24 protein-coding genes are annotated in these 23,514 nt (G+C 44.8%); 4 read left to right on the top strand and 20 right to left on the bottom strand.

Annotated elements, in window-relative coordinates; genetic code table 11:
• Nucleotides 1-251: 251 nt before the first annotated feature.
• From ACVS9P_RS10835 to ACVS9P_RS10820, 4 genes are read left to right on the top strand one after another with little or no spacing between them, the layout of a single operon-like run.
• Nucleotides 252-1,763: an amino acid adenylation domain-containing protein gene (locus ACVS9P_RS10835; protein ID WP_452103547.1), complete on the top strand. Its 1,512-nt coding sequence runs from the start codon at nt 252-254 to the stop codon at nt 1,761-1,763.
• A gap of 50 nt (nt 1,764-1,813) precedes the next feature.
• The gene (locus ACVS9P_RS10830; RefSeq protein ID WP_452103546.1) at nt 1,814-2,041 is read left to right on the top strand and encodes a phosphopantetheine-binding protein; all 228 of its coding nucleotides are present in this window, start codon (nt 1,814-1,816) and stop codon (nt 2,039-2,041) included.
• Between the two features lie 18 nt (nt 2,042-2,059).
• Nucleotides 2,060-3,652: an MBOAT family O-acyltransferase gene (locus tag ACVS9P_RS10825; RefSeq protein ID WP_452103545.1), complete on the top strand. Its 1,593-nt coding sequence runs from the start codon at nt 2,060-2,062 to the stop codon at nt 3,650-3,652.
• Between the two features lie 27 nt (nt 3,653-3,679).
• Nucleotides 3,680-4,666 carry a hypothetical protein gene (locus ACVS9P_RS10820; RefSeq protein ID WP_452103544.1) on the top strand — a complete coding sequence of 329 codons (987 nt, stop codon included), beginning with the start codon at nt 3,680-3,682 and terminating at the stop codon, nt 4,664-4,666.
• Nucleotides 4,667-4,831: 165 nt separating this feature from the next.
• Here the strand turns inward: ACVS9P_RS10820 and ACVS9P_RS10815 are convergent, their stop codons facing one another.
• From ACVS9P_RS10815 to ACVS9P_RS10720, 20 genes are all read right to left on the bottom strand, one after another.
• Entirely contained in the window at nt 4,832-6,571 is a 1,740-nt protein-coding gene (locus ACVS9P_RS10815; RefSeq protein ID WP_452103543.1) for a CvpA family protein, read from the bottom strand.
• A gap of 23 nt (nt 6,572-6,594) precedes the next feature.
• Complete coding sequence (gene tadA / locus ACVS9P_RS10810; protein ID WP_452103542.1) at nt 6,595-7,062, bottom strand: tRNA adenosine(34) deaminase TadA; 468 nt, start codon at nt 7,060-7,062, stop codon at nt 6,595-6,597.
• A complete protein-coding gene (locus tag ACVS9P_RS10805) occupies nt 7,059-8,276 on the bottom strand; it encodes a CPBP family intramembrane glutamic endopeptidase (RefSeq protein WP_452103541.1) in 1,218 nt (405 codons plus the stop codon). The genes tadA and ACVS9P_RS10805 overlap by 4 nt, the downstream gene beginning before the upstream one ends.
• Before the next feature lie 32 nt (nt 8,277-8,308).
• A complete protein-coding gene (locus ACVS9P_RS10800) occupies nt 8,309-8,704 on the bottom strand; it encodes a DUF4176 domain-containing protein (protein ID WP_452103540.1) in 396 nt (131 codons plus the stop codon).
• 168 nt (nt 8,705-8,872) lie between these two features.
• Nucleotides 8,873-9,475 (bottom strand): lactate utilization protein, encoded by a 603-nt coding sequence (locus ACVS9P_RS10795; protein ID WP_452103539.1) that lies wholly within the window; start codon nt 9,473-9,475, stop codon nt 8,873-8,875.
• Between the two features lie 32 nt (nt 9,476-9,507).
• Nucleotides 9,508-10,842, bottom strand: a complete 1,335-nt coding sequence (locus ACVS9P_RS10790) for a sodium-dependent transporter (protein WP_452103538.1) — start codon at nt 10,840-10,842, stop codon at nt 9,508-9,510.
• A 65-nt stretch (nt 10,843-10,907) separates the two neighbouring features.
• A complete protein-coding gene (locus ACVS9P_RS10785) occupies nt 10,908-11,657 on the bottom strand; it encodes an arginase family protein (RefSeq protein ID WP_452103537.1) in 750 nt (249 codons plus the stop codon).
• On the bottom strand, nt 11,654-12,817 hold the full coding sequence (gene rlmD / locus ACVS9P_RS10780) for a 23S rRNA (uracil(1939)-C(5))-methyltransferase RlmD (RefSeq protein ID WP_452103536.1): 1,164 nt from the start codon (nt 12,815-12,817) through the stop codon (nt 11,654-11,656). The genes ACVS9P_RS10785 and rlmD overlap by 4 nt, the downstream gene beginning before the upstream one ends.
• Before the next feature lie 121 nt (nt 12,818-12,938).
• Nucleotides 12,939-13,418 carry a pyridoxamine 5'-phosphate oxidase family protein gene (locus ACVS9P_RS10775; protein ID WP_452103535.1) on the bottom strand — a complete coding sequence of 160 codons (480 nt, stop codon included), beginning with the start codon at nt 13,416-13,418 and terminating at the stop codon, nt 12,939-12,941.
• 80 nt (nt 13,419-13,498) lie between these two features.
• Complete coding sequence (gene accA, locus ACVS9P_RS10770) at nt 13,499-14,272, bottom strand: acetyl-CoA carboxylase carboxyl transferase subunit alpha (protein ID WP_452103534.1); 774 nt, start codon at nt 14,270-14,272, stop codon at nt 13,499-13,501.
• Nucleotides 14,269-15,138, bottom strand: a complete 870-nt coding sequence (gene accD, locus ACVS9P_RS10765; RefSeq protein WP_452103533.1) for an acetyl-CoA carboxylase, carboxyltransferase subunit beta — start codon at nt 15,136-15,138, stop codon at nt 14,269-14,271. Before accD ends, accA begins: the two co-directional genes overlap by 4 nt.
• Before the next feature lie 15 nt (nt 15,139-15,153).
• A complete protein-coding gene (gene accC, locus ACVS9P_RS10760; RefSeq protein WP_452103532.1) occupies nt 15,154-16,494 on the bottom strand; it encodes an acetyl-CoA carboxylase biotin carboxylase subunit in 1,341 nt (446 codons plus the stop codon).
• 9 nt (nt 16,495-16,503) lie between these two features.
• Entirely contained in the window at nt 16,504-16,920 is a 417-nt protein-coding gene (locus ACVS9P_RS10755; RefSeq protein WP_452103531.1) for a 3-hydroxyacyl-ACP dehydratase FabZ family protein, read from the bottom strand.
• Nucleotides 16,921-16,983: 63 nt separating this feature from the next.
• Entirely contained in the window at nt 16,984-17,412 is a 429-nt protein-coding gene (accB, locus tag ACVS9P_RS10750; RefSeq protein ID WP_452103530.1) for an acetyl-CoA carboxylase biotin carboxyl carrier protein, read from the bottom strand.
• A gap of 6 nt (nt 17,413-17,418) precedes the next feature.
• Complete coding sequence (fabF, locus tag ACVS9P_RS10745) at nt 17,419-18,660, bottom strand: beta-ketoacyl-ACP synthase II (RefSeq protein WP_452103529.1); 1,242 nt, start codon at nt 18,658-18,660, stop codon at nt 17,419-17,421.
• A 24-nt stretch (nt 18,661-18,684) separates the two neighbouring features.
• Nucleotides 18,685-19,431: a 3-oxoacyl-[acyl-carrier-protein] reductase gene (gene fabG, locus ACVS9P_RS10740; protein WP_452103528.1), complete on the bottom strand. Its 747-nt coding sequence runs from the start codon at nt 19,429-19,431 to the stop codon at nt 18,685-18,687.
• Entirely contained in the window at nt 19,428-20,360 is a 933-nt protein-coding gene (locus ACVS9P_RS10735) for an ACP S-malonyltransferase (protein WP_452103527.1), read from the bottom strand. The genes fabG and ACVS9P_RS10735 overlap by 4 nt, the downstream gene beginning before the upstream one ends.
• Complete coding sequence (locus ACVS9P_RS10730) at nt 20,348-21,295, bottom strand: nitronate monooxygenase (RefSeq protein ID WP_452103526.1); 948 nt, start codon at nt 21,293-21,295, stop codon at nt 20,348-20,350. The genes ACVS9P_RS10735 and ACVS9P_RS10730 overlap by 13 nt, the downstream gene beginning before the upstream one ends.
• Nucleotides 21,292-22,290, bottom strand: a complete 999-nt coding sequence (locus tag ACVS9P_RS10725) for a beta-ketoacyl-ACP synthase III (RefSeq protein WP_452103525.1) — start codon at nt 22,288-22,290, stop codon at nt 21,292-21,294. Before ACVS9P_RS10725 ends, ACVS9P_RS10730 begins: the two co-directional genes overlap by 4 nt.
• Nucleotides 22,291-22,467: 177 nt before the next feature.
• The gene (locus tag ACVS9P_RS10720; RefSeq protein WP_452103524.1) at nt 22,468-23,442 is read right to left on the bottom strand and encodes a dipeptidase; all 975 of its coding nucleotides are present in this window, start codon (nt 23,440-23,442) and stop codon (nt 22,468-22,470) included.
• Nucleotides 23,443-23,514: the final 72 nt, after the last annotated feature.

The following is a 23,514-nucleotide window of genomic DNA, read 5'->3' as shown; positions in this document are numbered from 1 at the left end:
TACAGATTATAAAATAAAAGGATTATCTGGGAAACAGTCTTGCTTTTTGTCGAAAAAAAGAAAAAATCAGGAAAATGATGCTTGGTTTATGCCATTAAATCCCACTCAGTAGGAGTTATCCCTTGTGTTCTGATGATGATATGGTTATAATAAAAAAGAATGTATTTTTATAAAGGAATTGTTCTTTTATGCAGCTAATTCTGCAAAAAGACGATTGATAAAAGTAAGGATTTTTGATGATGAAAAATATATTGGAATGGCTTGAAAGATCAGAAAAATTTTTTTCGGAGAAAACAGCATTTTCCGATGATCAACAGAAAGTGACCTATCGGCAGCTTTTGGAGCGCGCCAAAGCACTTGGAAGTTTTTTGGCAAAGTTTGGTCAGAAAAATCATGCTGTGGCGTTGCTGATTCCCCGTAGCGTGGAAACTTTGATTGCAATGATGGGGGTTGCTTACAGCGGGAACTTTTATGTAGTGCTGGATACTGAAATGCCGCAGGAACGAATGACCGCAATTCTTGGGAAAATTTCGCCATTTGCAATTCTTACTATAGATGCTTTAAAAGAAAAAGCAGATGAGCTTTTGCCCGGAAAAACCGTAGCTTTTGAAAATGCGGTGCAGGAGCCGATTAATGAAAAATTGCTTTTGGAGATCCGCGAGCATATGGTGGATGCGGACCCGATTTATGCACTTTTTACGTCCGGTTCTACCGGGATGCCCAAAGGAGTTGTTGTTTGCCACCGGAATGTAATTTCTTATATCAACTGGTATGTTTCGGCATTTTCTATTGATGATTCCGTTGTCTTTGGCAGTCAAACGCCCTTTTATTTCAGCATGTCTGTTTCGGATGTTTACAGCACGCTCTGCGCTGGAGGTACCCTGCAGATTATTCAAAAGCAGACGTTTTCATTTCCATTGCAGCTGCTGCAGTTGCTGAATGCCAAAAAAGTCAATACTATTTATTGGGTGCCTTCTGCACTTTGCCTGCTTGCAAACTGGAAAGCTTTTGATTACGAAAAACCGCAGTTTTTAAAGAGAGTACTTTTTGCAGGAGAGACAATGCCGACAAGGCAGCTCAATTATTGGATGGGACATCTGCCGGACTGCACTTTTGCAAACCTCTTCGGACCAACCGAGACTACGGATATCTGCACTTATTATGTAGTGAACCGGGAATTTGCAGATGGGGAATCTCTTCCGATCGGACATGCCTGCAATAACTGCGACGTATTTGTTTTGGATGAGAATAATCATCTGGTTGAGCCTGGAGAAAAAGGAGAACTTTTCGTACGAGGCTCTTTTGTTGCACCCGGATATTATGCAGAACCAGAAAAGACAGCGGATGTTTTTGTACAAAATCCGCTCAATCCTTATTATCCGGAATCTGTTTATAAAACAGGGGATCTTGTTCTGTATAATTCTTATGGAGAGCTCGAATATGCCGGACGAAAGGATTTTCAGATTAAGCATATGGGTTACCGGATTGAATTGGGAGAAGTCGAAGCTGCTGCTTCTGCGGTGACGGAGATTTCTTCCTGTGCAGTCTGTTATGATATGGAAAGCGATCAGATCATTTTATTTTATCAGGGAAAAAAGATCTCCGATGAAGATTTGATGAAACAACTAAAACGCCGGCTTCCACCTTATATGTTGCCGGGGCGGCTTTGTCGTCTAAAAAGTTTCCCTTATAACCAGAATGGAAAAATTGACCGCAAAAAGCTTTTGAAAGACTATCAGAAGCAAAAAAATGTTAAAAACTGATTTTTAAGAATCAGATAATATGATATTTTATCAGAAGGAGTAGGTTCATTATGGACGAATTACTGCAAATTTTAAGCACTTTAAAACCAGGCGTCGATTTTACGAAAGAAATCGATCTTGTTAAAAGAGGCGTTCTCGATTCCTTGACCATCATTACGCTTGTAAATGAACTGAAAGATGAGTTTGATATTGAGATTACACTTCTTGATATTGTTCCTAAAAACTTTTTCTCTGCGCAAACTATTTATGATATGGTAAAACGTTTACAAGAAGAATAAAGAGGAGAAATCGTTCTTATGGCATATAATTCACTGGCCTATCTGGTTGTATTTTTAGTGCCTGTTTTTCTTCTTTATACAATTGTTCCCAAAAGATATAAATGGATTGTCCTTTTAGCGGCAAGCTATGGATTTTATCTGATGGGCAGCGGCTTTTTGGTGATCTTTTTACTGATTACAACTGTTTCAATTTATTTTTGTGCTCTTTCTTTGGACAAGGTTGCAAAGAATGCAGCGGTCGTTCGAAAGACACTTCCCAAAGAGGAAAAGAAGGCTTTTCGTCAAAAAATAGATAAAAAAAAGCGCAGGATTGTGCTGTTGACTGTTTTAGTCAATCTTTTAATTTTACTGGTACTTAAATATTATAATTTTCTCGGTGGAGCGATGGATGCTCTGCTAGTTTCCATAAGGCTTCCAAAGATCTTTCCTGTGATCAGCCGTCAGATTCAGCCTTTAGGGATTTCTTTCTATACGCTGCAGGCAATCAGCTATGTGATGGATGTTTATCACGGAAAATATACCGCGGATCGGAATTTTGGGAAAGTGGCGCTTTATTTGGTCTTTTTCCCACAGATTGTTGAGGGCCCGATCGGGCGTTTTGATCTTTTAGCAGACCAGCTCTATGAGGGACATGCTTTTGATTGGCAGAGGACAATTGGAGGAATCCAGCTGATTTTGTGGGGACTTTTCCAAAAGGTTGTGATTGCAGACCGCGCAGATATTTTGGTCGGGAAAGTCTGCGGCAGCTTTGCAAATTATTCCGGGATTACGGTTATTTTGACCATGTTGATTTATACCCTGCAGATTTATACAGATTTTGCGGGTTCCATTGACATCGTTGCAGGAAGCGCTCAGCTGTTCGGCGTTTCCCTCTCAAAGAACTTTGATCGTCCGTTCAGTTCTCATACGGTCAACGAGTTTTGGCGGCGCTGGCATATTACGTTGGGCACATGGCTGCGGGATTATGTTTTTTATCCTGTCTCTATTTCCAAACCGATTTTTTCTCTTGCAAAATTTGCACGCAAACATTTTAATACCTTTTTGGCCGGCTTGGTTCCAGCGTTTATCTCGCTATTCTGCGTTTGGTTTACAAATGGCTTCTGGCATGGTGCTGGAGTAAAATATATTCTTTATGGAATGTATTATTATGTGATCACGATTTTAGGGCTTCTCTTTGAACCGCTGTTTCGCCGCTTCTTTGAAGCTACGAAACTTGATCGAAAAGGAAAAGGCTTTCAGGCATTTCAGGTGGTGCGTACTTTCTTTTTAGTCAATGTCGGAATGCTGCTTTTCCGGGCAAATACAATAGAATCTTTTGGAGCCATGTTTGTTTCCATGTTTAGTGGATTTAATCCTTCTGTTTTGACGGATGGGTCTCTTTTAAGCTTGGGGTTAGACTATAAAGACCTGATCATTTTAGCGGTCGGTACACTTCTCTTGTGGATTGTTGGCCGGCTGCATACAAAAGGGCATCATCTGCGCGATGAACTTGCACAAAGAAATTCACTTTTGCGCTGGGGACTGAGCATGGCGATGCTGTTTGTAATTGTTATTTTCGGCGCTTATGGATATGGATATGTTGCAATCAACCCGATTTATGGAAATTTCTAAACGAATAGGAGTAGGTGAGACCGATTTATGCAGATAAAAAATAAGACGATTTTAAAAAGATGCTGCTGCGTCATTCTGACCTTGGGGATCCTTTTCGGTGCGTTAAAAGGGCTGTCCTTTCTCGTAACGCCGCGGGATGATACAACAAAGGCGGGTATGTATTATCCGGATGGGCGGGGATTTTATTCTTATCCGCAAAATTCGATCGATGTTTTTGTCATTGGAAACAGCGATTCTTACTGTGGATTTTCTCCGATGGAACTTTGGCATAATTATGGATTTACTTCTTATAACAGTGGGGAGCCGGAACAGCGCGCAACTCAGGGCTTAAACATGCTCAGAGAAATTTTTACTCGACATAAACCAAAAGTAGTGCTTCTCGATTTAGACGAAATCTTTGAAGGAAAAAATACGATTGGAAATGCTTTTAGCGATATCTTTTCTTATGAATTCCCAATTTTTAATTATCATAACCGGTGGAAAACGTTAGACCTTTCCAGCGCTTTTCAAGAGACAAATTATACCAACCAAAAAAGTTCCATTAAAATCGGAGGACAGCACCTTAATAGTAAAATAAAGCCTTATACAGGTCAAAATAATATGAAAAAGAACTCCAGCTTTGTCAGTATCCCATGGGCTTCTAAATATGCCATGGATCAGATGCAAAAGCTTTGCCAGGAAAATGGAGCGGCTTTTGTTTTGATTGATGTTCCGGCAGCGATTACATGGACCGGTGCAAGACATGATGCAGCAAAGGCGTATGCAGAGTCAAAAGGAATTCCATTTTTAGATCTTAACACGGAGCTTGACAATATGGGATTTAGCTGGGAAACAGATACGATGGATGCTGGATATCATATTAATGTAGTCGGTGCTGCTAAAGTGACAAATTATCTTGGAGAATATCTCAAACAAAATTATTCTTTAACGGATTACCGTAGTGACCCCAATTATTCTTTCTGGAATGACAATTATCAAATTTACGAGCAGGCTGTTCAGAAAAGTTCAAGCTGATTTCTTGTTTTTATGGTTTAACAAAAGCAGCAGATTCCTAAAAAATGATGGGAATCTGCTGCTTTTGTTTTGATGAAATTTGTTATTTATGAAAGAGTCAAAGAAGAGAAAATAAAGACACCAGCCTTATTATTTTAAGGCTGGTGTCTTTTTATGATTCCAATATTATTTTGTAGTACTGGAAGTGGATTCTGTTGCTGAGGCAGTGGAAGACGTTGCAGCAGATGATGATGAATTAGAAGATTCAGTGGAAGCTTTTACAATCCCTGTGACGGTGCAGACGCCATCTGCACTGCTATCTGCTGGGGGCGTATAAGTCAGTGTAATTCGATCTCCCTCAGAATAGCGCAGAACATCAAGCTCTTGAGAGACTGGAACATCGAAAAGGGACGAGCTGCTGTCTAGAAGCAGGTAATAATGGCTGTTGCCTTCCAACACACTCTGAGCCATCTTGCGAATTGTGCCGGTAATTTTTTTATCATTTGCAGTGTTAACGGTTCCTCCAGAAATTCCATTCTGAGCCATTAGGGAAACATATTTCTTTTCACATTCCGCAACCGTGTCACCGATTGCGACAATCTGATATTTTTGAACATTGACCATGGCATATTTTTTAACCAATCCGGAATTATCTTTTAGCGCAATAAAGTAGGTTGGCTGATCAGCAGTGTTGAGTAGAAGTGGGAAGGTTGCCTTGTATCCGAGGTTCTGTACCTGGCCCTCAGCACTGCTCATAGCGGAGCTTTCGACAGCTCCCTGTACACTATAGAAATGGGTTTCTCCTGTGCGCTGATTCATTAAAACGAATCCGACAATACTTTGATCGCCTGTAACGGAAGTAACTCCGGTATAAAGCCATACATCGTCGTCAATCGCAAGATAATTATAGCCATCAGTGGTTTTCAGACAATCTTTCTGACCAAAAACCGAGTTGAGAAAACCATGCTTTAAAGTTCCGTAGTAATTGTAGTAAGAGACTAAGAGGGAAGAGGAGTAGACACGGTCAACCCATTGTGGAACATCGTTTACAGACATATCCTGACATTCACCGGTTTGTGCATTACAGAGAACAACGCGATCGACGGTTTGTCCGCCGAACAATCCGATGCTAAAGCCTTTTACGGGGCAAACCCACCACGGAGTTCCATTTTCATCGAGCTCAAAATTAATGTTGTCGAAGATATAGGTAGGATAACGGAACCGCAAATGACGGTAAATATTGCGGTTAAAATATTCCGATTCTGAATATTTGATTGGCTGATCCAGTTTAACCAGTTCGGTATCCTGTGTTGCCATATCGATTAGGATATAAGCCGGAATGCCATTGGATTGGTTTGTCAGCCATTTGATCGGATCTGCGTATTGCAGTGGGGCCACTCGTACGGGAGAATTGTGATAGTTGATTTGCGTATAGGTATCACCGACCTCGAACTGAGAAACCATATCTACCATGCTTCCCATTTTTCGGTTCCCCAAAAGGGCAGCAGAGTCACTGTCCAGAATTGGGATTTCGTCATAGGAGATCTGCTTAATATCATCAGTAAATTCTCGGTTTTGTACGGTAAGCAGCTGTTGATATTTGGAGGCGTTAACAATCGGAGAAGAGAGTAACGCACCTAAAAGAAATACCACAACTAAAAAGCCAATGCAAAGAAGTCCTTTTTTTAAACGTTTATCATGTTTGGGGTTAAGATCGGGAGGATTTGCTTTGCTGGAATGTTTGAGCTTTGGTAAGACGGTCAGAATAAATACAATTACCACTGCGGTAAGAATTAAAAATTCCCAAAAGCCAACAGAATGAATATTGATTGCCGGCAGTTTTATATAGTAGTAAATAAATGCCAAAATCAAAATAACAATTGCTGCAACAGCTTTTTTCCCGTTTTTGCTGAGAGGCTTTTTCATAATGATCTCCTTTTAATTTTTATTTAACAATTTTTCGAATTACGCCTTTTTCGCAATTCTGAAAAAAATTCTTGGAGTAGTGCTCGGCATTCCGGTTCTAAAAGGCCGGATTCCACTATTGGATGATGATTATAAGGAAGCGAAAATAAATCAACGACAGAACCGCAGGAACCGGCTTTTGGATCGGATGCACCATAAACCAGCCGTGGAATCCGGGCGTTGATAATTGCACCGGCACACATGGGGCAGGGCTCTAATGTTACATAAAGGGTACATTGCCACAGTCGCCAGCCGCCGAGCGCTTCACAGCCTTTTTGAATTGCTTCAAGTTCTGCATGACACAGAGCATTTTTGGCTGTTTCCCGCCGATTACGCCCCCGTGAAATGATTTCACCATCCTTGCTCAATACTGCTCCTACCGGGACTTCCCCTTCTGCCGCCGATTGAGCTGCCAGCAGAAGGGCTTCCCGCATCAATTCAGAATCAGTCATAGGATGTTTGTCACTGCGCACAGCACAATGAAATTTAGAATCAGAAAGATTGTTCCAAGGTTTCCGATCCCACAGGTCATGCGAACCGATAGGGGAGCATGAAGCGTTTTGCTTTTTGGGAGCGGCAAATATTTTTTTCGATTTTTTATGAGAAATCCAAGTCCGACGGCGCCGAGCAGTAAAAACACCAAAAAGTAAGCGCTTTGAAAATTCTCAAAGACAGTATTCCCATACCATTGCTGGATAAGAACACTCAGACAGGAAAACCCGTTATTAAACATGTGAATCAAGATCGAAATTAAAATAGAGCCAGTTCGAATATAAAGATATCCGGCAATCAGACCCATTAGAAATGCAAAAACGAACTGGGGAATATTCCCATGGTAAAGCCCAAAAATAAATGCTGACATGATAATCGCAAAGGAATCGCCATGCCGCCTGAGAATGTTTAAAATCACACCGCGGAAAAGCAGCTCTTCCACAAGGGGAGGAATCAGGGTGCCATAGAGCATGTAAAAAATTTGGGTGGCAACGTCTGATGTGAGCGGCATATCGTCGGGAGAAACATGAGAAATCCCGAACATCTGCAGAATTTGAGTGACAAAAGAAGTGGGATAGTTTGCAAGCAGAGTTAGCCCCATCCCGGCGAAAAACATGCAAATGATTGCGCTGCGCGAAAGGCCATGACTTTTTGGAGAATCAAACCGAACAACTTTTTCCAGCGGCTGGTGAGTATGGAGCTGATAAAACAAAGCCGGAAATCCAATCGCTACGCAGTAGGAAAAGCAGGAAATAGAATAATAAATGATTGGCTTTAGGTAGAAAAAGCTGCTGTTATTGCTGTGTAAAGCGGGATTGGAACGGCATAACCAAACAAACCCTAAGATCAGAAGATTCATCAGACAGATAGAGATGAGCACCAGAAAAGAAGAATGGCTTGCGCAGCGGCGGGTATCCCGCATTTCCGCATAGGAAAGGCGTTGTGCAGCTACAAGAGAGGCAATCGAGATTGGATTTTCAAAGGTGGTTTGATTAGTAGGATCCTTCTGCGTTTCTGGTGGTAAAGTCTGTTCTGTAGAATCAGCGACTTTTGGGTCGCTTGGCAGAGTAAAATCATTTTGTGCCGTTGGGACTTTTTTCGCAGAGTCCGAAATTTCCAGATTTGGAACAGAATTTTTCGGAGAACCTTCCGAAAAAGGATTTGATTCGTTCATGAAAACTCCTTTTCATCGAAGATTTGTAAAAATTATCCGCGTGCCTGCATTCGATTTTTGATCTGAGACAACCACGCTTTCATATCATCATTAGTATATCCATCAGAGACGATACTGCTCACTTGGGAACGATTAAAGCGATAAAGCTTAGAAGCGTCTGTATATCCGTCCGGATAAAGAATGCCGCAGTAATCCCAAACAGAACCATCGGAATCTTTAGAGGCATATCCGGAAATCATAATTTTGTTCGAACTATCCACCAAGGTTACAATGCTTCCCAGCGGCAAATAATCGGTTGCTTGATATGACGAAGAAGAAACCGAAGAGGAAGAATTGGCAGCAGCGCCGGAAGGAGCAGTTTGCGTGCTGCAGCCGGCGGCGAACAATAAAATAGCTGCCGCAAAAATTGCCGTGATCTTTTTTTTCATGAATGAACCCCTCAAATTGTAAAAGATTTTTCATTTAACTAATGCTCTAAGTATATCATGCCTAAACAAAAGAAGTCAATTTATTCGAATGAAAGCTTAAAATATCCGATTAGCAAAACAATTCCCCCAGTCATAGTCTTTTCTACGATTGGGGGAACTGTTTTATTTTTAATATCCCAGATCTTCGTCGATCAGGATAACTTCCATTTCAGGGATACCGCCCATCTTGCGAAGAAGCACAGAAACGCCATTGCAGATACGTTCGGGGCTATCGCAATCATAACATTTTAGTTCTTTTCCCATGGCGCAAGGCGTTTTTCGGTGCAGCCTTCTAGCGTTAAGTGGTGCGGCAATGTTTCGCGCACGCCACATGGCGGAATCATAGTCATCGGCAATTTTATTGGTTCCGACAATAAAAATTACTTTTTCATGATTGTAAAGGGAGGCGGAAATTCGATTTCCGCTGCCGTCAATATTGATGATCTCGCCGCTTTGTGCGATTGCATTGGCAGAGGTCAGATAAACCTGTGCAGAAAGGGAAGAAGTCCGTACTTCTTTTGCCGGCTGCTGTTTCCAGTGCCAAAAAACGGTATTCTCTTTTGTAAGTTGGTCATAGACGCCGAGCTGATCAATCGTCACACTTCCACCAATCCCAATTGTTTTTCCATGCAGTTCAGAGACAAGATGAGAGGCAGCTTCTGCTCCGGTTTTAAAATACGAGACAGTAAAACCATGCTTTTGAAGATTTTGGATCGTTTTCTGAATATCCATAGGGCATCCTCCTTTAGTTTAAAAACTTTCCGTTAGCCGATTCCGTGGAAACAGAGCCCCAGAACCAGTACGATAATGGTGAGTGGAACATAAATATATTTTGCAAAGATTGGATAGCTTTTTGAAAGCGGCTTTGGGTGACCAATCTGGAGTTCCTCTTTAATTTTATCATATCCGAGAATATAGTAAACAGAAATTGCACCGAGAACAGCTCCGATCGGCACGACAATAATGGAAACAAAGTCCATCCAATTTCCTACTTTTGGTTCTGCCTCGATAAAAATTCCGATTAAAAGCGTCAGCGCACCGCATAAAAGGACGGCTGCTTTGCGGGGGATAGAAAATCGATGCTGCCAGCTTTCAATTACCGCTTCAAACATGTTGATTAAAGAGGTAATTCCGGCGAATATCACGGAAACAAAGAAAAAGATGGAGAAAATCTGCCCCATCGGAATTTGCTTAAAAATGCCAGGTAAGGTGAGAAACATCAGAGAGGGACCGCTGGTTGCATCAATGTGGAATGCAAAAACAGCCGGCATAATGGCGAATGCAGCGAGCAGGGCGGCAATGGTATCAAATAGTGCAGTGCGCAGCGAAGCACTTGGAATATCGGCACTTTTGTCCAGATAAGCGCCGTAGACGATCATGCCGGAACCGGTGATGGAAAGAGAGAAAAAAGCTTGTCCCATAGCCATTACCCAGGTATCACTACGAAGAAGCGCATCCCATTTTGGAATTAGCAGAAACTCGTATCCTTCTTTGGCGCCAGGAAGAAATGCAACCCAGATTGCTAAAACTAGAAACAGCACAAAGAAAAGCGGCATCATGACCCGGCTTGCTTTTTCAATCCCTTTTGTGGTGCCGGCAAGAAGAATCCAACACACAAGAATAATAACCAGTGCATTCCAGAAAAGGCTTCCAAAATCACCGGTCGCCTGTGAGAAAAATTCTTTTGCTTCTCCAACGAAAATTTCTCCCGTGATAGAGCCATAGCAGGAACGCACAACCCATCCAATAATAATCGCATAGCCGATGGCAATGCCAAGAGAACCTAAAAGCGGAATCCAGCCGAGAATAGAACCGAGTTTTTTCTTGCCGCGGCTTTCGAAACAGTATTCATAGGCACCCAGGGTTCCGGTGCGCGCGCGGCGTCCAATCGCAAATTCAGCGGAAAGCCCTACCCAGCCGAATAAAAATACAAACAGCAGATAGGGAATCAGAAAAGCGGCACCGCCGTATTGCCCAAGACGGTAAGGAAACATCCAAATATTTCCCAGCCCTACGGCCGAGCCGACACAGGCAATAATAAATCCAAAGTTTGAGCTGAAATTCCCGTTCTTGTGCGGGGAGTCAGGTGATGTATTCATAGCTGATAAAATCCTCTCTTTTTTCTCTTTTTCTGTTTAATGGGAGGCCAATCCCACTTTGATTCCTATGTTTCTAAAGATTCCAAAAATTTGAGCAGAGACAAGTTAATGCGGTCATTTTGACTGATACTTTTTAAAAACTCAATGCAGTCAGGGCATTCCCCGCAGATATCAATGCCGAGAATTTCTCGATGGCGCAGCAGAAAAGCAAGCATTTGGCGCAGTTGGGAAAGACTCATGATGCCTTGATCCCAAGAGGTGTTCACTACTTTTTTGCTGAGAACATCTTTATCGATGGAAATATAAATCGGAAATTTTCCACAGAGTTCCGAAAATTGAGCTTCCGAAAGATTCAGATGGGAACTGTCAACACACAAGACCCGGTCTTGAAATTCTGAGGGAATCCTTGCTTCCTGCTCTTTGGAAAGTCCCACCAAAATCACTTTTTTGAGCAGTGGAAGCTTTTTTAAAGAATCTAAAATCCAGTCTCCGCAGGAAAGAAGATCAGAAAAAAGCGGCTTCTGCATATCAGAATGGTGGTCAAAGACGACCAGAGAAAAAGAAGTCAAAATTTTTTCTATCCAAAACCTGGTTATATAATGATAATTTCCGGAATCAATAAAGTGAATGCTGCGAACCGGTTCCAAAGAAATTCGTTTCCGAATTTCGCGGGAGGCTTTTTCATCGCAGAAACCGTCTGTTCCGCTGAGGTCGGTGCAGTCGATCCAGTGGATTCGTTCGTGCTGGTAGAAGCGTTCTTCCTCGTAGATATGGGAAAAGTTTAGAATCGATAAAATCGGAGCCTGAGTTGTCATTTTCTCGTTTCAGCTTTCATCAAAAGCGCTACCGTCTCGATATGGTTTGTATGCGGGAACATATCTACCGGCTGAAGTGCTTTTACTTTCCAACCTAACTTGACAAGATAATCAAAATCCCTTGCCTGCGTTTCAGGATTACACGAAATATAGACGACTCGCTTTGGATTCAGGCGGTTGAGACTTGCTAAAAATGGCTCGCTGCTTCCGGCGCGGGGCGGATCTAGAAAAACAGTATCGATCTGCTCTTTGTCGGCGGCAAGTTCGACCATAAAATCTCCCGCATCTGCGGTAAAGAACTGCGCATTTGTGGCTTTGTTAAGCTTTGCATTCCGGATGGCGTCCTTTACTGCGGCGGGATTAATGTCGACACCGATTACTTCTTTTGCCTTTTTAGAGGCAACGAGTCCAATCGTTCCGATTCCACAGTAGGCGTCAATTACGGTTTCCGTCCCCGTTAGATGTGCAAAATCCATCGCGGTGCGGTAGAGCACTTCAGTTTGCAAGGGGTTGATCTGATAAAAACTTTTGGAAGAGATCCGAAAGCGGCAGGAACAGAGATCGTCTTCAATATATCCCGGTCCCCAGAGAACCTTTTCCCGGTCACCAAGCACAAGACTGGTATGGCGTTTATTTAGATTTAAAATAACAGTCGTAATTTCCGGATGTTCAGTTCTCAGCGCTTTTACAAACTTCTTTTCTGGAAAAATCGGATTTGCCGCCACCAAAACCACCATGATCTGATTGGTGGAAAATCCGCGCTTGATCAGAACGTGGCGCAGAAATCCGCGCCCAGTGCGCTCATCAAATGTGGAAAGTTTAAAACTTTTGAGTAGTTTTCGAATGGTTCCCATAATGCGGTCGGCGGTTTCGTCTTCTGTCAGACAGGATTCTACTGGGACGACCCGATGTGTATTTGGCTGGTAAACGCCGGAAATGATTTGTCCTTTACGGTCGGTTGTAAAAGCCGCTTGTACTTTGTTGCGGTAATGATAGGGAAAATCCATTCCCAAAATCGGGTTCGGCTTGCAGAAACGTCCTAAAAAAGAAAAGACCCGGCGCTCTTTCCAACGAAGCTGCTCCGGATAGGAAAGATTCTGTAGCTGGCACCCGCCGCATTTGTGATAAAGCGGACACTTATGTGCCTCTTTTAATTCCATATAAAAAGAAATCCTCCTATTAAAAAATCAAAGACTTATTTATTTAAAATATTCTAAATAAGTATAGCATAAAAGATGCCGAAAAAAAAGCCGTCCCGGCAAAAACCGAAACGGAAACCGCTTATGATTGCGGCGGAAGATATTCTTTACAGGAAATTGATTCCACAGTCATCTTTAGAATCACCGTGCGGGCGAATGATGCCGGAGAAAAAGAAAAATTTTGTTCTGTAGAATACTGTTTCATCAAAAGGGAGAGAGCTTTTTCTTTTTGAGCAGGCTCTTCTACAAATTGTACTTTTCCAGTTCCGATGATGCTCTGATAGTAAAAGGAATATTCACAGGCAAAACGGCCTTTTTTCACGGCGTGTGAAGTATCGAGTTCAAAAGAAATCTCTGGGTTTTTCCGAAGAAGGTCGAGCTTTGTTCCTTCTTTGGCGCTATGAAAATAAAAGATTCCGTTTCCCTCCGGAAGGAATCCAAAATTCAGTGGAATTAGATAGGGAACGGGGTCGTTTGTAATTGCAAGACGGCAGCAGTCGCATTTTTGAATGATGGAAAATATTTTTGTTTGGTCAACCACTTGTCGATCACTTCTGCGCATAAGCAAATTCCTCCTCAATCGAATATAATGAACAACCTATTTCATTCAGTATAGTAAAAAGGAAGAAAAAAAGCAATCTTTTAAAATCTTTGCCGAAAACGTTCGTAACGTGACTTAGCGAGCGCTTCTCCTGAAAAGGTCTTTTCTTTTTGAAAGAATGAAAAAATGTTCTTTCCGAGGTCTTCATAGAGCAAAGTAAAATCACCGTTTTCCGGTTCCGGAAAAATACGGTCGGCGGCTTTTAGTTTTAATAAGTCTTCTGCTGTCATGTGCAGACATTCTGCCGCCTCGGCTGCTTTTTCACTGTCTTTCCAAAGAATAGAAGCGCAGCCTTCAGGAGAAATGACCGAATAAACGGCATTTTCCAGCATCCAGACTTCGTCGGCAACTGCTAAACCAAGTGCACCGCCGCTGCCGCCTTCTCCGACAAAGAGAGATAGAATGGGGGCTTTTAGCGTCATCATTTCGCAGAGATTTTCTGCGATTGCCTGCCCTTGTCCGCGTTCTTCGGCGGCGACACCGCAGTATGCACCGGCAGTATCAATAATGCAGAGAATCGGACGATGGAATTTTTCCGCCTGTTTCATAAGCCTGAGCGCTTTGCGGTAGCCTTCCGGATGTGCCATGCCAAAATTATGTGCAACTCGTTCTGCCGTATTATGGCCGCGTTCCAACGCAATCACTGTTACAGGCATCCCGCAAAGCCGTCCGATCCCTGCAATGACTGCCGGATCGTCGCCAAAGCGTCGGTCACCGTGAAGCTCTGTAAAATCCGAAACCAAATGAAAAAGAAAATCGGAGGCGGTAGGGCGGCCTTTTGCGCGTGCCGCTAAAACACGTTCATATGCTGTCATATGGAATCTGCCTCCTCACTGTGATGTAAGCTCAAAAAATTTGAGAGTTGTTTCTTTTGGGTTTCCCGATTGGAAAGTGCGTCGACAAATCCTTTTTCCAACAGAAATTCTGAGCGCTGGAACCCTGCAGGCAGTTTTTGGCGAATCGTCTGTTTAATGACACGGGGGCCGGCAAATCCAATCAGCGCCTGAGGCTCCGCGAGGATAATATCCGCTTCCATTGCGAAACTTGCCGTAACGCCGCCGGTAGTCGGGTCGGTCAAAACAACAATATAAAGAAGTCCCGCATCGCTGTGCAGCTTTACGGCGCCGCTGGTTTTAGCCATCTGCATTAAAGAGAGAATCCCTTCCTGCATGCGCGCACCGCCGGAAACCGTCCAGCCTACGACGGGCAAATGATTTTCGGTAGCATATTCAAAAAGACGTGTAATTTTTTCTCCGACTACAGTTCCCATGGAACCCATCATAAAATTAGGCTCCATGACAAAGATTGCGCATGGTTCCTGATGAATCTGCGCGGTTCCACAGATAACGCCCTCTCGTTCGTGGGTCGAAAGAAAGGAATGAGCAAGTTTTTTATTATAATCCGGAAAATCCAGAATGTTTTTACTGCGCAGTTTTCCAAAAAGTTCAGAGAAAGAACCTTCATCAGTCATCATGGCAATGCGCTCACGAGCGCTCATATGTAAAAGATGACCACATTTTGGGCATGTAAAAAATGATTTTTCCAGATCGTGCGCAAATAAAATCTTTTTGCATTTGGGACAGCTAATACATAATCTGCCCGGAATATTTGGCTGAGAAGCGCTTTCACCGCCTTGTTCCAGCGTGTTTTTCGGCTTTTGGAATAATTCTTTATTCAGCACTCTTTCACCTTCTCCTTATTTTTCTTTCATTAAAAGGTCCATAAAATCGGTACGGTAGGTACCGTTTCGAAAAGTAGGATCATCTAAAATTTGTAATTGCAGTCCGGCATTATGATGAATTCCGTCGATAACCAACTCACATAAAGCAGTGCGCATTTTGCGAATCGCTTCTTCCCGAGAAGAAGAGGCTACGATCAGTTTGCCGATCATGCTGTCATAAAACGGAGGAACCATATATCCTTGATAAAGGGCAGTATCAAAACGCACGCAGGGACCGCCTGGAATGTGAAGAAAACGAATGGTACCACAGCTCGGTAAAAATCCGTGTTCGGGATCTTCCGCATTGATGCGGCATTCCAGAGCGTGGCCCGAAGGAATGATTTCTTTTTGCGTAAAATTGAGCGGAATGCCCGCGGCAATTCGAATCTGCCATTTGACAAGGTCAAGTCCCGTAACAAGTTCCGTAACCGGGTGTTCCACCTGCAGGCGGGTATTCATCTCCATAAAGTAGAACTTTTCATCATAATAAAGAAACTCTACCGTTCCGGCGCCCACATAACCGCAGGCTTTTGCGGCTTTGAGAGCTGCCTCCTGCATCTTTTTGCGGATCGACTGAGAAATCGCCGGGCTGGGGCTTTCTTCTAAAAGCTTTTGGTGATGGCGCTGAACTGTACATTCCCGTTCGCCAAGCGTTACATAGTTTCCATCTTTGTCGCAAAGCAATTGCATTTCGATGTGCTTTGCAGGATAAAGATACTTTTCAAGATAAACGCCGCCGTCTCCAAAAGAGGCCTGTGCTTCTGCCGAAGCGGTACGCCACGCGTTTTCAAAATCCTCTTTGCGCTCTACTAAGCGAATCCCGCGTCCGCCGCCGCCGGAGCGGGCTTTTACCAGAAGTGGGAATCCAATTTGATGCGCGGCGGCGAAAGCTGCTTTTAAGGTATCCACTACTTCGCTGCCGGGAATCACCGGAACGCCGGCCTCCTGCATCATTCGGCGCGCCGCATCTTTATCGCCCATTTCGGAGATCACTTCGGCAGGCGGCCCGATAAAGGTAATCCCGCAAGTTCTGCAGAGATCGGCAAATTCGGCGTTTTCACTTAGAAGACCATAGCCCGGGTGAATGGCTTCGGCACCGGTCACACTGGCAGCAGTCAGGATTGCCGTCATATTCAGATAGCTTTCGCTTACGGGAGCCGACCCGATACAGATGGCTTCGTCGGCGAGAGAAACGTGCAGTGCGTCTCGATCAGCCTCGGAGTATACTGCTACTGTTGAGATCCCCATTTCGCGGCAGGCGCGAAGAATCCGAACAGCAATTTCTCCACGGTTTGCAATTAGAATTTTAGAGAACACAAAAGCACCTCATTTCTCGGAGACCGCAAAAGAAAATTCGCCGGAAACCACCATCTTATCCTTTACATATCCTTTTCCAGAAGCAAAATAAAACGGAGGGCGGGATTTTGTGATTTCACATTTTAGAATCAAGGTGTCACCGGGACGTACCTGCCCGTGAAATCGTACTTTATTCATGCCTGCATAAAGGGGCGTTTTCCCTTTTAATTGCTCTTTTAACGGCAGACAGCAGGTCTGGGCAAGCATCTCGCACTGAATGACACCGGGAACAATTGGATATCCCGGGAAATGGCCTTTTAAAAACCATTCATCTCCGCGGATGGTATAGCGCCCCTCCGCGCTGTTTTCACCGGTTTGATCTGCTTCGTCCAAAAGCAGCATCGGTTCCCTGTGGGGGAGAATCGTTTTTAATTCTTCTTTCGTCATGAAAATCCCTCTTTTTCTAAGAATAAACAAAGACGGCGAACTGGTTCGTCGTCTGAAAAATCTTTAGCCAATATAGAAAAGTGTTTGACCATATTCAACGACTTGACCGTTTCGAACGCAAATTTGGAGCACTTTTCCATCCTTTTCGGCAGAAATTTCGTTAAAGAGCTTCATAGCTTCGATGACACAGAGAGTGTCGCCCTTTTTGACGAAATCGCCTACGCTTACAAACGGTTTTGCATCGGGGGAAGGGGCGTTATAAAAAACGCCGACCATGGGAGCTTTTAATGGGGTTCCTTCCGGTGCAGGAGAAATTTTCAAAGCGGATTTTTCTGCCTTTTCCTGCGGCTGCGCCGATGTCGCCGGGAGCGGTGCTTTTTCAGAAAAAGCGCGCTCCAGCCGCAGGTGTGTGCCGTTTTCTTTCAGATCGAGAACCGAAAGACCGGTTTCCTGCATCAGACGTGAGAGCGAACGAATTTCTTCCAGTTTCATTCAGAATTAGTCCTCCTTTTCTTTATGAAAAGCCAGACAGGCATTATGTCCGCCAAAGCCGAGATTGGTGCTGATTGCCCATTCGGGATCTTTTTTAAGCGCCTCATTCGGGGTATAGAAAAGATCGCATTCGGGATCGGGCTCTTGATAATGAATGGTCGGAGGAATGATTCCGGTCTCAAGGGCTTTTACACAGGCGATTGCTTCTGCTGCACCGGTTGCACCCAGCATATGACCATGCATGCTCTTGGTAGAGCTGATCCATGCGCTTTTTGCCCATGATTCACCCAGTGCTTTTTTAAATGCCAGTGTTTCTGTTTTGTCGTTGAGAGCCGTACTGGTGCCGTGAGCGTTAATATAAAGCGGAGTGTCCTTTGCAATTTTTGCTTCGGCGACTGCCAGACGAATTGCTTCGGCAGGGCTTTCCGCAGAGGCTTCCGGCGCTGTCATGTGATAGGCGTCGTTTGTATTCCCGTAGCCGCAGATTTCTGCATAGATGTGCGTGCCGCGTTTTTTAGCGTGATCGTAGTTTTCCAAAATCAGAATGGCTCCGCCCTCTCCCATGACAAAGCCGCTGCGGCGTTTATCAAAAGGAACAGAGGCACAGTTCGGATCGGTACCGGTGTGAAGTGCCATGCAGTTTGCAAAACCTGCGGTAGCAAGTTCGTTGATAGTCGCTTCGCTGCCGCCCGCGATCATTGCATCTGCATAGCCGTTCTGAATTGCGCGATAAGCTTCGCCGATCGCATTGGCGCTTGTTGCACAGGCTGTCGTAATGCACATACTGGGCCCTTTTGCCGAAAATCGGATGGCAATGGTGCCTGCAGCCATATTGGAGATCAGCATCGGAATAAAGAAAGGCGAAACATGGCGTGGTCCTTTTTCTTTGCATTTTATGCATTCTTTCATAAAGGTTTCCATTCCGCCGATTCCGCTGCCGACATAAACGCCAAGGCGATTATCCGGAACAGTCCCAAGAAGTTTGCTGTCTTCCATTGCCTCAGAGGCAGCGGCTACAGCGTACTGCGTATAGAGATCCGCTTTTCGCGCATCCCTTTTATCCATATAAGTGAGCGGGTCAAAGTCTTTTACTTCGGCCGCAAGGGTTACTTTGCTGTCTTTTGTATCAAAGCGAGTGATGGGAGCAATTCCGCAGACACCGTGGACAAGATGATCCCAAAAAGTAGGGGCATCGTTTCCAATCGGCGTAATGGCTCCGATTCCAGTTATGGCAACTCGATTCATCAAAACAGCTCCTTTCTCTGTTAGAAATTACATGCACATTCCGCCGTCTACCCGAAGTACGACTCCTGTAATATAGGAGGCGCTAGGGCCTGCCAGAAAAACTGCCGCATCGGCGATATCTTCCGGCTGAGCCATTCGTTTGAGCGGAATAGAGCAAAGGGTCTCTTCCCGCACTTTTTCGGGAAGAGAAGCGGTCATATCGGTTTCAACAAAGCCGGGGGCAATCGCATTGCAGGTGATATTTCGGCTGCCGAGTTCTTTGGCCACCGATTTTGTTAAGCCGATCAATCCGGCCTTTGCGGCGGAGTAATTGGTTTGTCCACCGTTTCCAGAAAGACCGACTACAGATGAAATATTGATAATACGGCCTTCGCGTGCACGCAAGAAAGTGCCGTAAAATCCTTCGATCATATGAAAGGCGCCTTTCAGATTGGTATTGAGAACAGCGTCTAAATCTTCCTCTTTCATGCGGCGTAAAAGCCCATCCCGAGTAATTCCCGCGTTATTTACGAGGATTTGTACAGAAGTGAAGTCATTTAAAATCTCTTTACAGACAGCACTTGTGGCATCTGCGTCGGCAACATCGCATTGATAAGCTTGCGCTTTAACGCCAAACGCCAAAAGCTCAGAGGTCGTTTTTTGTGCGGCCTCTTTGTTTCCGGCATAAAGAATCGCAATGTTGGCGCCTTCAGAAGCCATTTTTAAAGCGATTGCACGGCCGATTCCACGGGAACCGCCAGTGATGACGGCAGTTTTTCCGGAGAGTGTTTTCATTTTTTGCCCTCCTTTAATGCTTCTAATGTAGATTGGAGAGTTTCGGCGTCTTCTACCCGTAAAATCTGTGCCTGCGGCAATGTCTTTTTGACAAGTCCGGAAAGTGTTTTTCCTGGGCCGCATTCGATGAAGGTATGAATGCCGGCCTGCGCCATGTGCTCAATGGTTTTCTGCCATAAAACCGGGGAACAGATCTGTAGGGAAAGAAGCCGAATCATTTCATTTTTATTGGCAGGATAAGGCTTTGCCGTATAATTTGCATAGAGCGAAAGCTCTGGGGAATGTAGATCTACATCTTGAAGATAATCGCCGAAGGACTGCGCAGCGCTTTTCATCAGAGGGGAATGAAATCCGCCGCTGACTTTGATTGGGACTGCGCGTCCGCCTGCTTCTTTTACCGATTCACAGAGCGGCTCAATTTCCGAAAGCTTTGCGGAGACGGCAATTTGTCCCGGACAGTTATAATTGACCGGCCATGCGGCCTCAAATTTTTTGCAGATTTCCTCCACTTTTTCTTCTGAAAGACGAAGGATAGCTGCCATGGAACCCGGATTTTCCTCTGCTGATTTTTCCATCAGCTCTCCGCGGCGGCAGACGGCGCGAAAGCCATCTTCGGGAGAAACGACTTTGCAAAAGGTTATCGCTGCAATTTCTCCCAGAGAAAAACCGGCGGCACAGCTGGGGGTAATGCCGGCTTCTTTTAGAGCGATCGCTGCCGCGTAATCGACACACCAAACGCAGGGTTGAGTATTGCGGGTGATGGTAAGTTCTTCTTTTGTACCGGAAAAGCATTGCTCTTTTGTGCCGGGACGAATTTTATCAGCCATCTCAAAGACTGCGTTCGCAGCGGGACTGACACGACAGAGGGATTGTCCCATTCCGGTGTATTGGGTCCCCTGACCGCTAAACAGAAATGCTATCTGATCCATTTGGAAGCCCCTTTCAATGCAGTTTCTGCGCCGGAAAACAGATCTTCAATAATTTCGGCACAGGTTTGTTCTTTTTTAACCATGGAAGCAACCTGCCCGGCAAGGAAGCATCCGTGTTCCAGATCGCCTTCGCGTGCGGCTTTGCGCAATGCGCCGGTTCCCAATTCCTGCAGGGATTCTTCCGAAATGAAAAGATCGGCTTCCTGCTTGGCAAATTCTCTGGAAAAAGGACTCTTTAGAGCTCGTACCGCATCGCCTGTTCGGCGGCCGGTCACGATTGTGTCGGTATCTTTTGATTTTAAGACTCGTTCTTTATAAATTTCAGAGATGGTGCATTCTTTTGCAACTAAAAAGCGGGTGCCGACCTGGATTCCCTGCGCACCCAGCATAAAGGCTGCGGCTGCCTGCCTTCCGTCGGCAATTCCGCCGGCGGCAAGAACGGGAACGTCTACAGCATCTGCGATCTGCGGCACCATCGCCATGGTGGTAAGCTCTCCGATATGGCCGCCGCTTTCGCAGCCCTCTGCCACTACGGCGCATGCTCCATTGCGGACAGCTCGTTTTGCGAAATTTACAGAGGCAACGACCGGAACCACTTTAATGCCTGCTTTTAGCCAGGCCGGCATATATTTTCCGGGAACGCCGGCACCGGTAGTTACGATGGAAACTTTTTCTTCAATGACAGTTTGCGCGACCTCTTCGACAAAGGGACTCATCAGCATGACATTAACGCCGAAGGGCTTGTCGGTCAGTTCCCGGCATTTGCGGATTTCAGCGCGAAGCTGTTCTCCATTGGAATTCATTCCGGCGATCAGGCCTAAACCGCCTGCGTTGCTGACTCCCGCTGCGAGAGAAGCGTCGGCGACCCACGCCATGCCGCCCTGAAAGATGGGGTATTTGATTCCAAATAAATCACAAATTGGTGAATGAATCATTTTGAAACCTCCGAATCAAAAAATTTCTTAGGATCAATCGTCCAGCGCAGAATTGCGCTGCCGGTAGTCAGGCCGCCGCCGAAAACGACAAGGCCTAAAAGATCACCGGGCTGGAAAGTGCCTTTTCGGCAAAACTCATCCATCAGAATTGGGACTGCTGCGGCGGAAGTGTTGCCCCAGTTCTGAATATTGATACAAAATTTTTCCGTTGGAATCGGCAAACGGTGCTGTGCCCCCTCAATAATTCGCAGATTTGCCTGATGAGGAAGCACCCAGTCAAGATCTTTTAAATCGATGCCGGCTTCTTCGGCGGCAAGCTTTAGTTGGCGGCATAGATTGCTCACTGCAAAACGGTAGGTGCTTTGTCCGGACATGTGCAGATATTGCTCGGCAGGATGATCCATTTTTAAAAATGGACTTTGTCCGTCGGTATTATCGATTCTAAGCGTCAGAGGATCTCCCTTTGCGGTGAGGTGAATCGATAATAAAGCATCCCCTTGTCCAAGAACGACTGCACCGGCACCGTCTCCGAAGAGAGGGCAGGTGGTGCGGTCCTGATAGTTTAATAGACGGCTCATTGTCTCGGCGGCAACAACCAGTACCTTTTTGGCACGATTGCGGCAGAACCAGCCGTCTGCTGTATCCAGCGCATAAAGGAAACCGGAACAGGCGGCATTGAGGTCAAACGCAGGACAAGAGGCCCCCAGAGCGTTCTGCAGAATGCAGGCAGCAGAGGGGGTGATGCAGTCGCCACGGATGGTGGCAACTAAAATTAAATCTAGTTCTTTTGGTTGTACTTTGGCCATTTTGAGTGCTTTTTGAGCCGCTTCCAAGGCGAGATCCTGGAGCGTTTCCGTGGTACAGACGTATCGTGATTCAATTCCAGTGCGGCTTTTGATCCATTCATCAGAAGTGTCGACCAGTTGGGCGATATCGTCGTTTGTTTTCCGGCAGGCCGGGTGGGCGCTTCCGGTTCCCAGTATTTCAAAACTCATCTGCTACAAAACACATCCGTTTCTAACTAAAATGGTTAAAATATTTTAACAAAAATTTTTATTTGTATTATGCAACGAATTTCTGTATTTGTCAAGAGACCAATTCCCATAAAAAGGAAATTTTGAGGGGATAAAAATGGAATAACACCTCATATGATTGAACAAAATATCCATATTTTAATGGATGGCGGCTCCAAAAAAGCGCATAGCATTTTGATAGCAGATCTTTTCTACTTGAGCGGCAGGCAACTTTTTGTTAAGTGCTTCTGCAAGAAGCGGCAGCCCTTCATATCCGCCCATTTCGAGTTTGCTTTCGATTCCATCAAAGTCGCTGCCGAGTGCAACCGCATCGATTCCTGCCTGATTGCAAAGATAGCAGGCACAGCGCACGATATCGGCAATTTTTGTCAGGTGATTTTCGGTGCCCGGCAAAAAACTATCTTCAAAATTGACTCCGCAGATTCCACCGCAGTTTCCCAAAATATGTAGCATTTCGTCGGTAAGATTGCGTGGATGCGATTGTAAACTGCGTGCACAGGAATGGCTTGCAAGAAATGGAATATGCATTTTTTGGCTCAGTTCGGCAACATTATAAAAGCCACCATCAGAGAGATGAGAAACGTCTACGGCGATTCCTAAGTCCATCATTCGCAAGACGGCTTCTTTTCCAAATGGTTTTAGCCCAAGCTTCGTTTTTGCTTCCTCGCGATCGTTGGGATAGCCCAGAGAATTTTCGTAATTCCAGGTCAGCGTCATCAGCCTGACACCGTCCCGATAAAGGGTTTCCAGTTTTTCGAGACTGTCGGATAGGAGAACCGAATCTTCGATGGTCAGAATTGCAGAAACAAGCCCGTTTTTTATGTTTTGCTCAACATCTTCTATTTTTAGTGCCGGCGCAATTAAATCGCTGTTCTTTTGCAGTTCCTCTTTAAAAAGGGACTTTGCTTTCTGATAGAATTCCCATGGAGAATCTTTTACGCCATATTTTTGTGCGCATCTGTGGGTCGGAATCCAGATTGCAAAACATTGCGCAATGGCGCCGGTGCTTTGCAGGCGAACAAAATCGAGGTGACCGTTATTCCGGCGAAGAGGAGCTTTTTTTAAAAGTCCGCTCATCGTCAGTGTATCACAGTGAAGATCAAAAAAACGCATAAGAAAGTCTCCCTTTTTTTAAAATTATAACATATGAAAAATTTCATGAGGACTACTTTTGCAAATTTCGCT

This window comes from Caproicibacterium sp. NSD3 (assembly GCF_053613275.1).
This window is presented reverse-complemented; position numbering and strand designations above follow the sequence as displayed.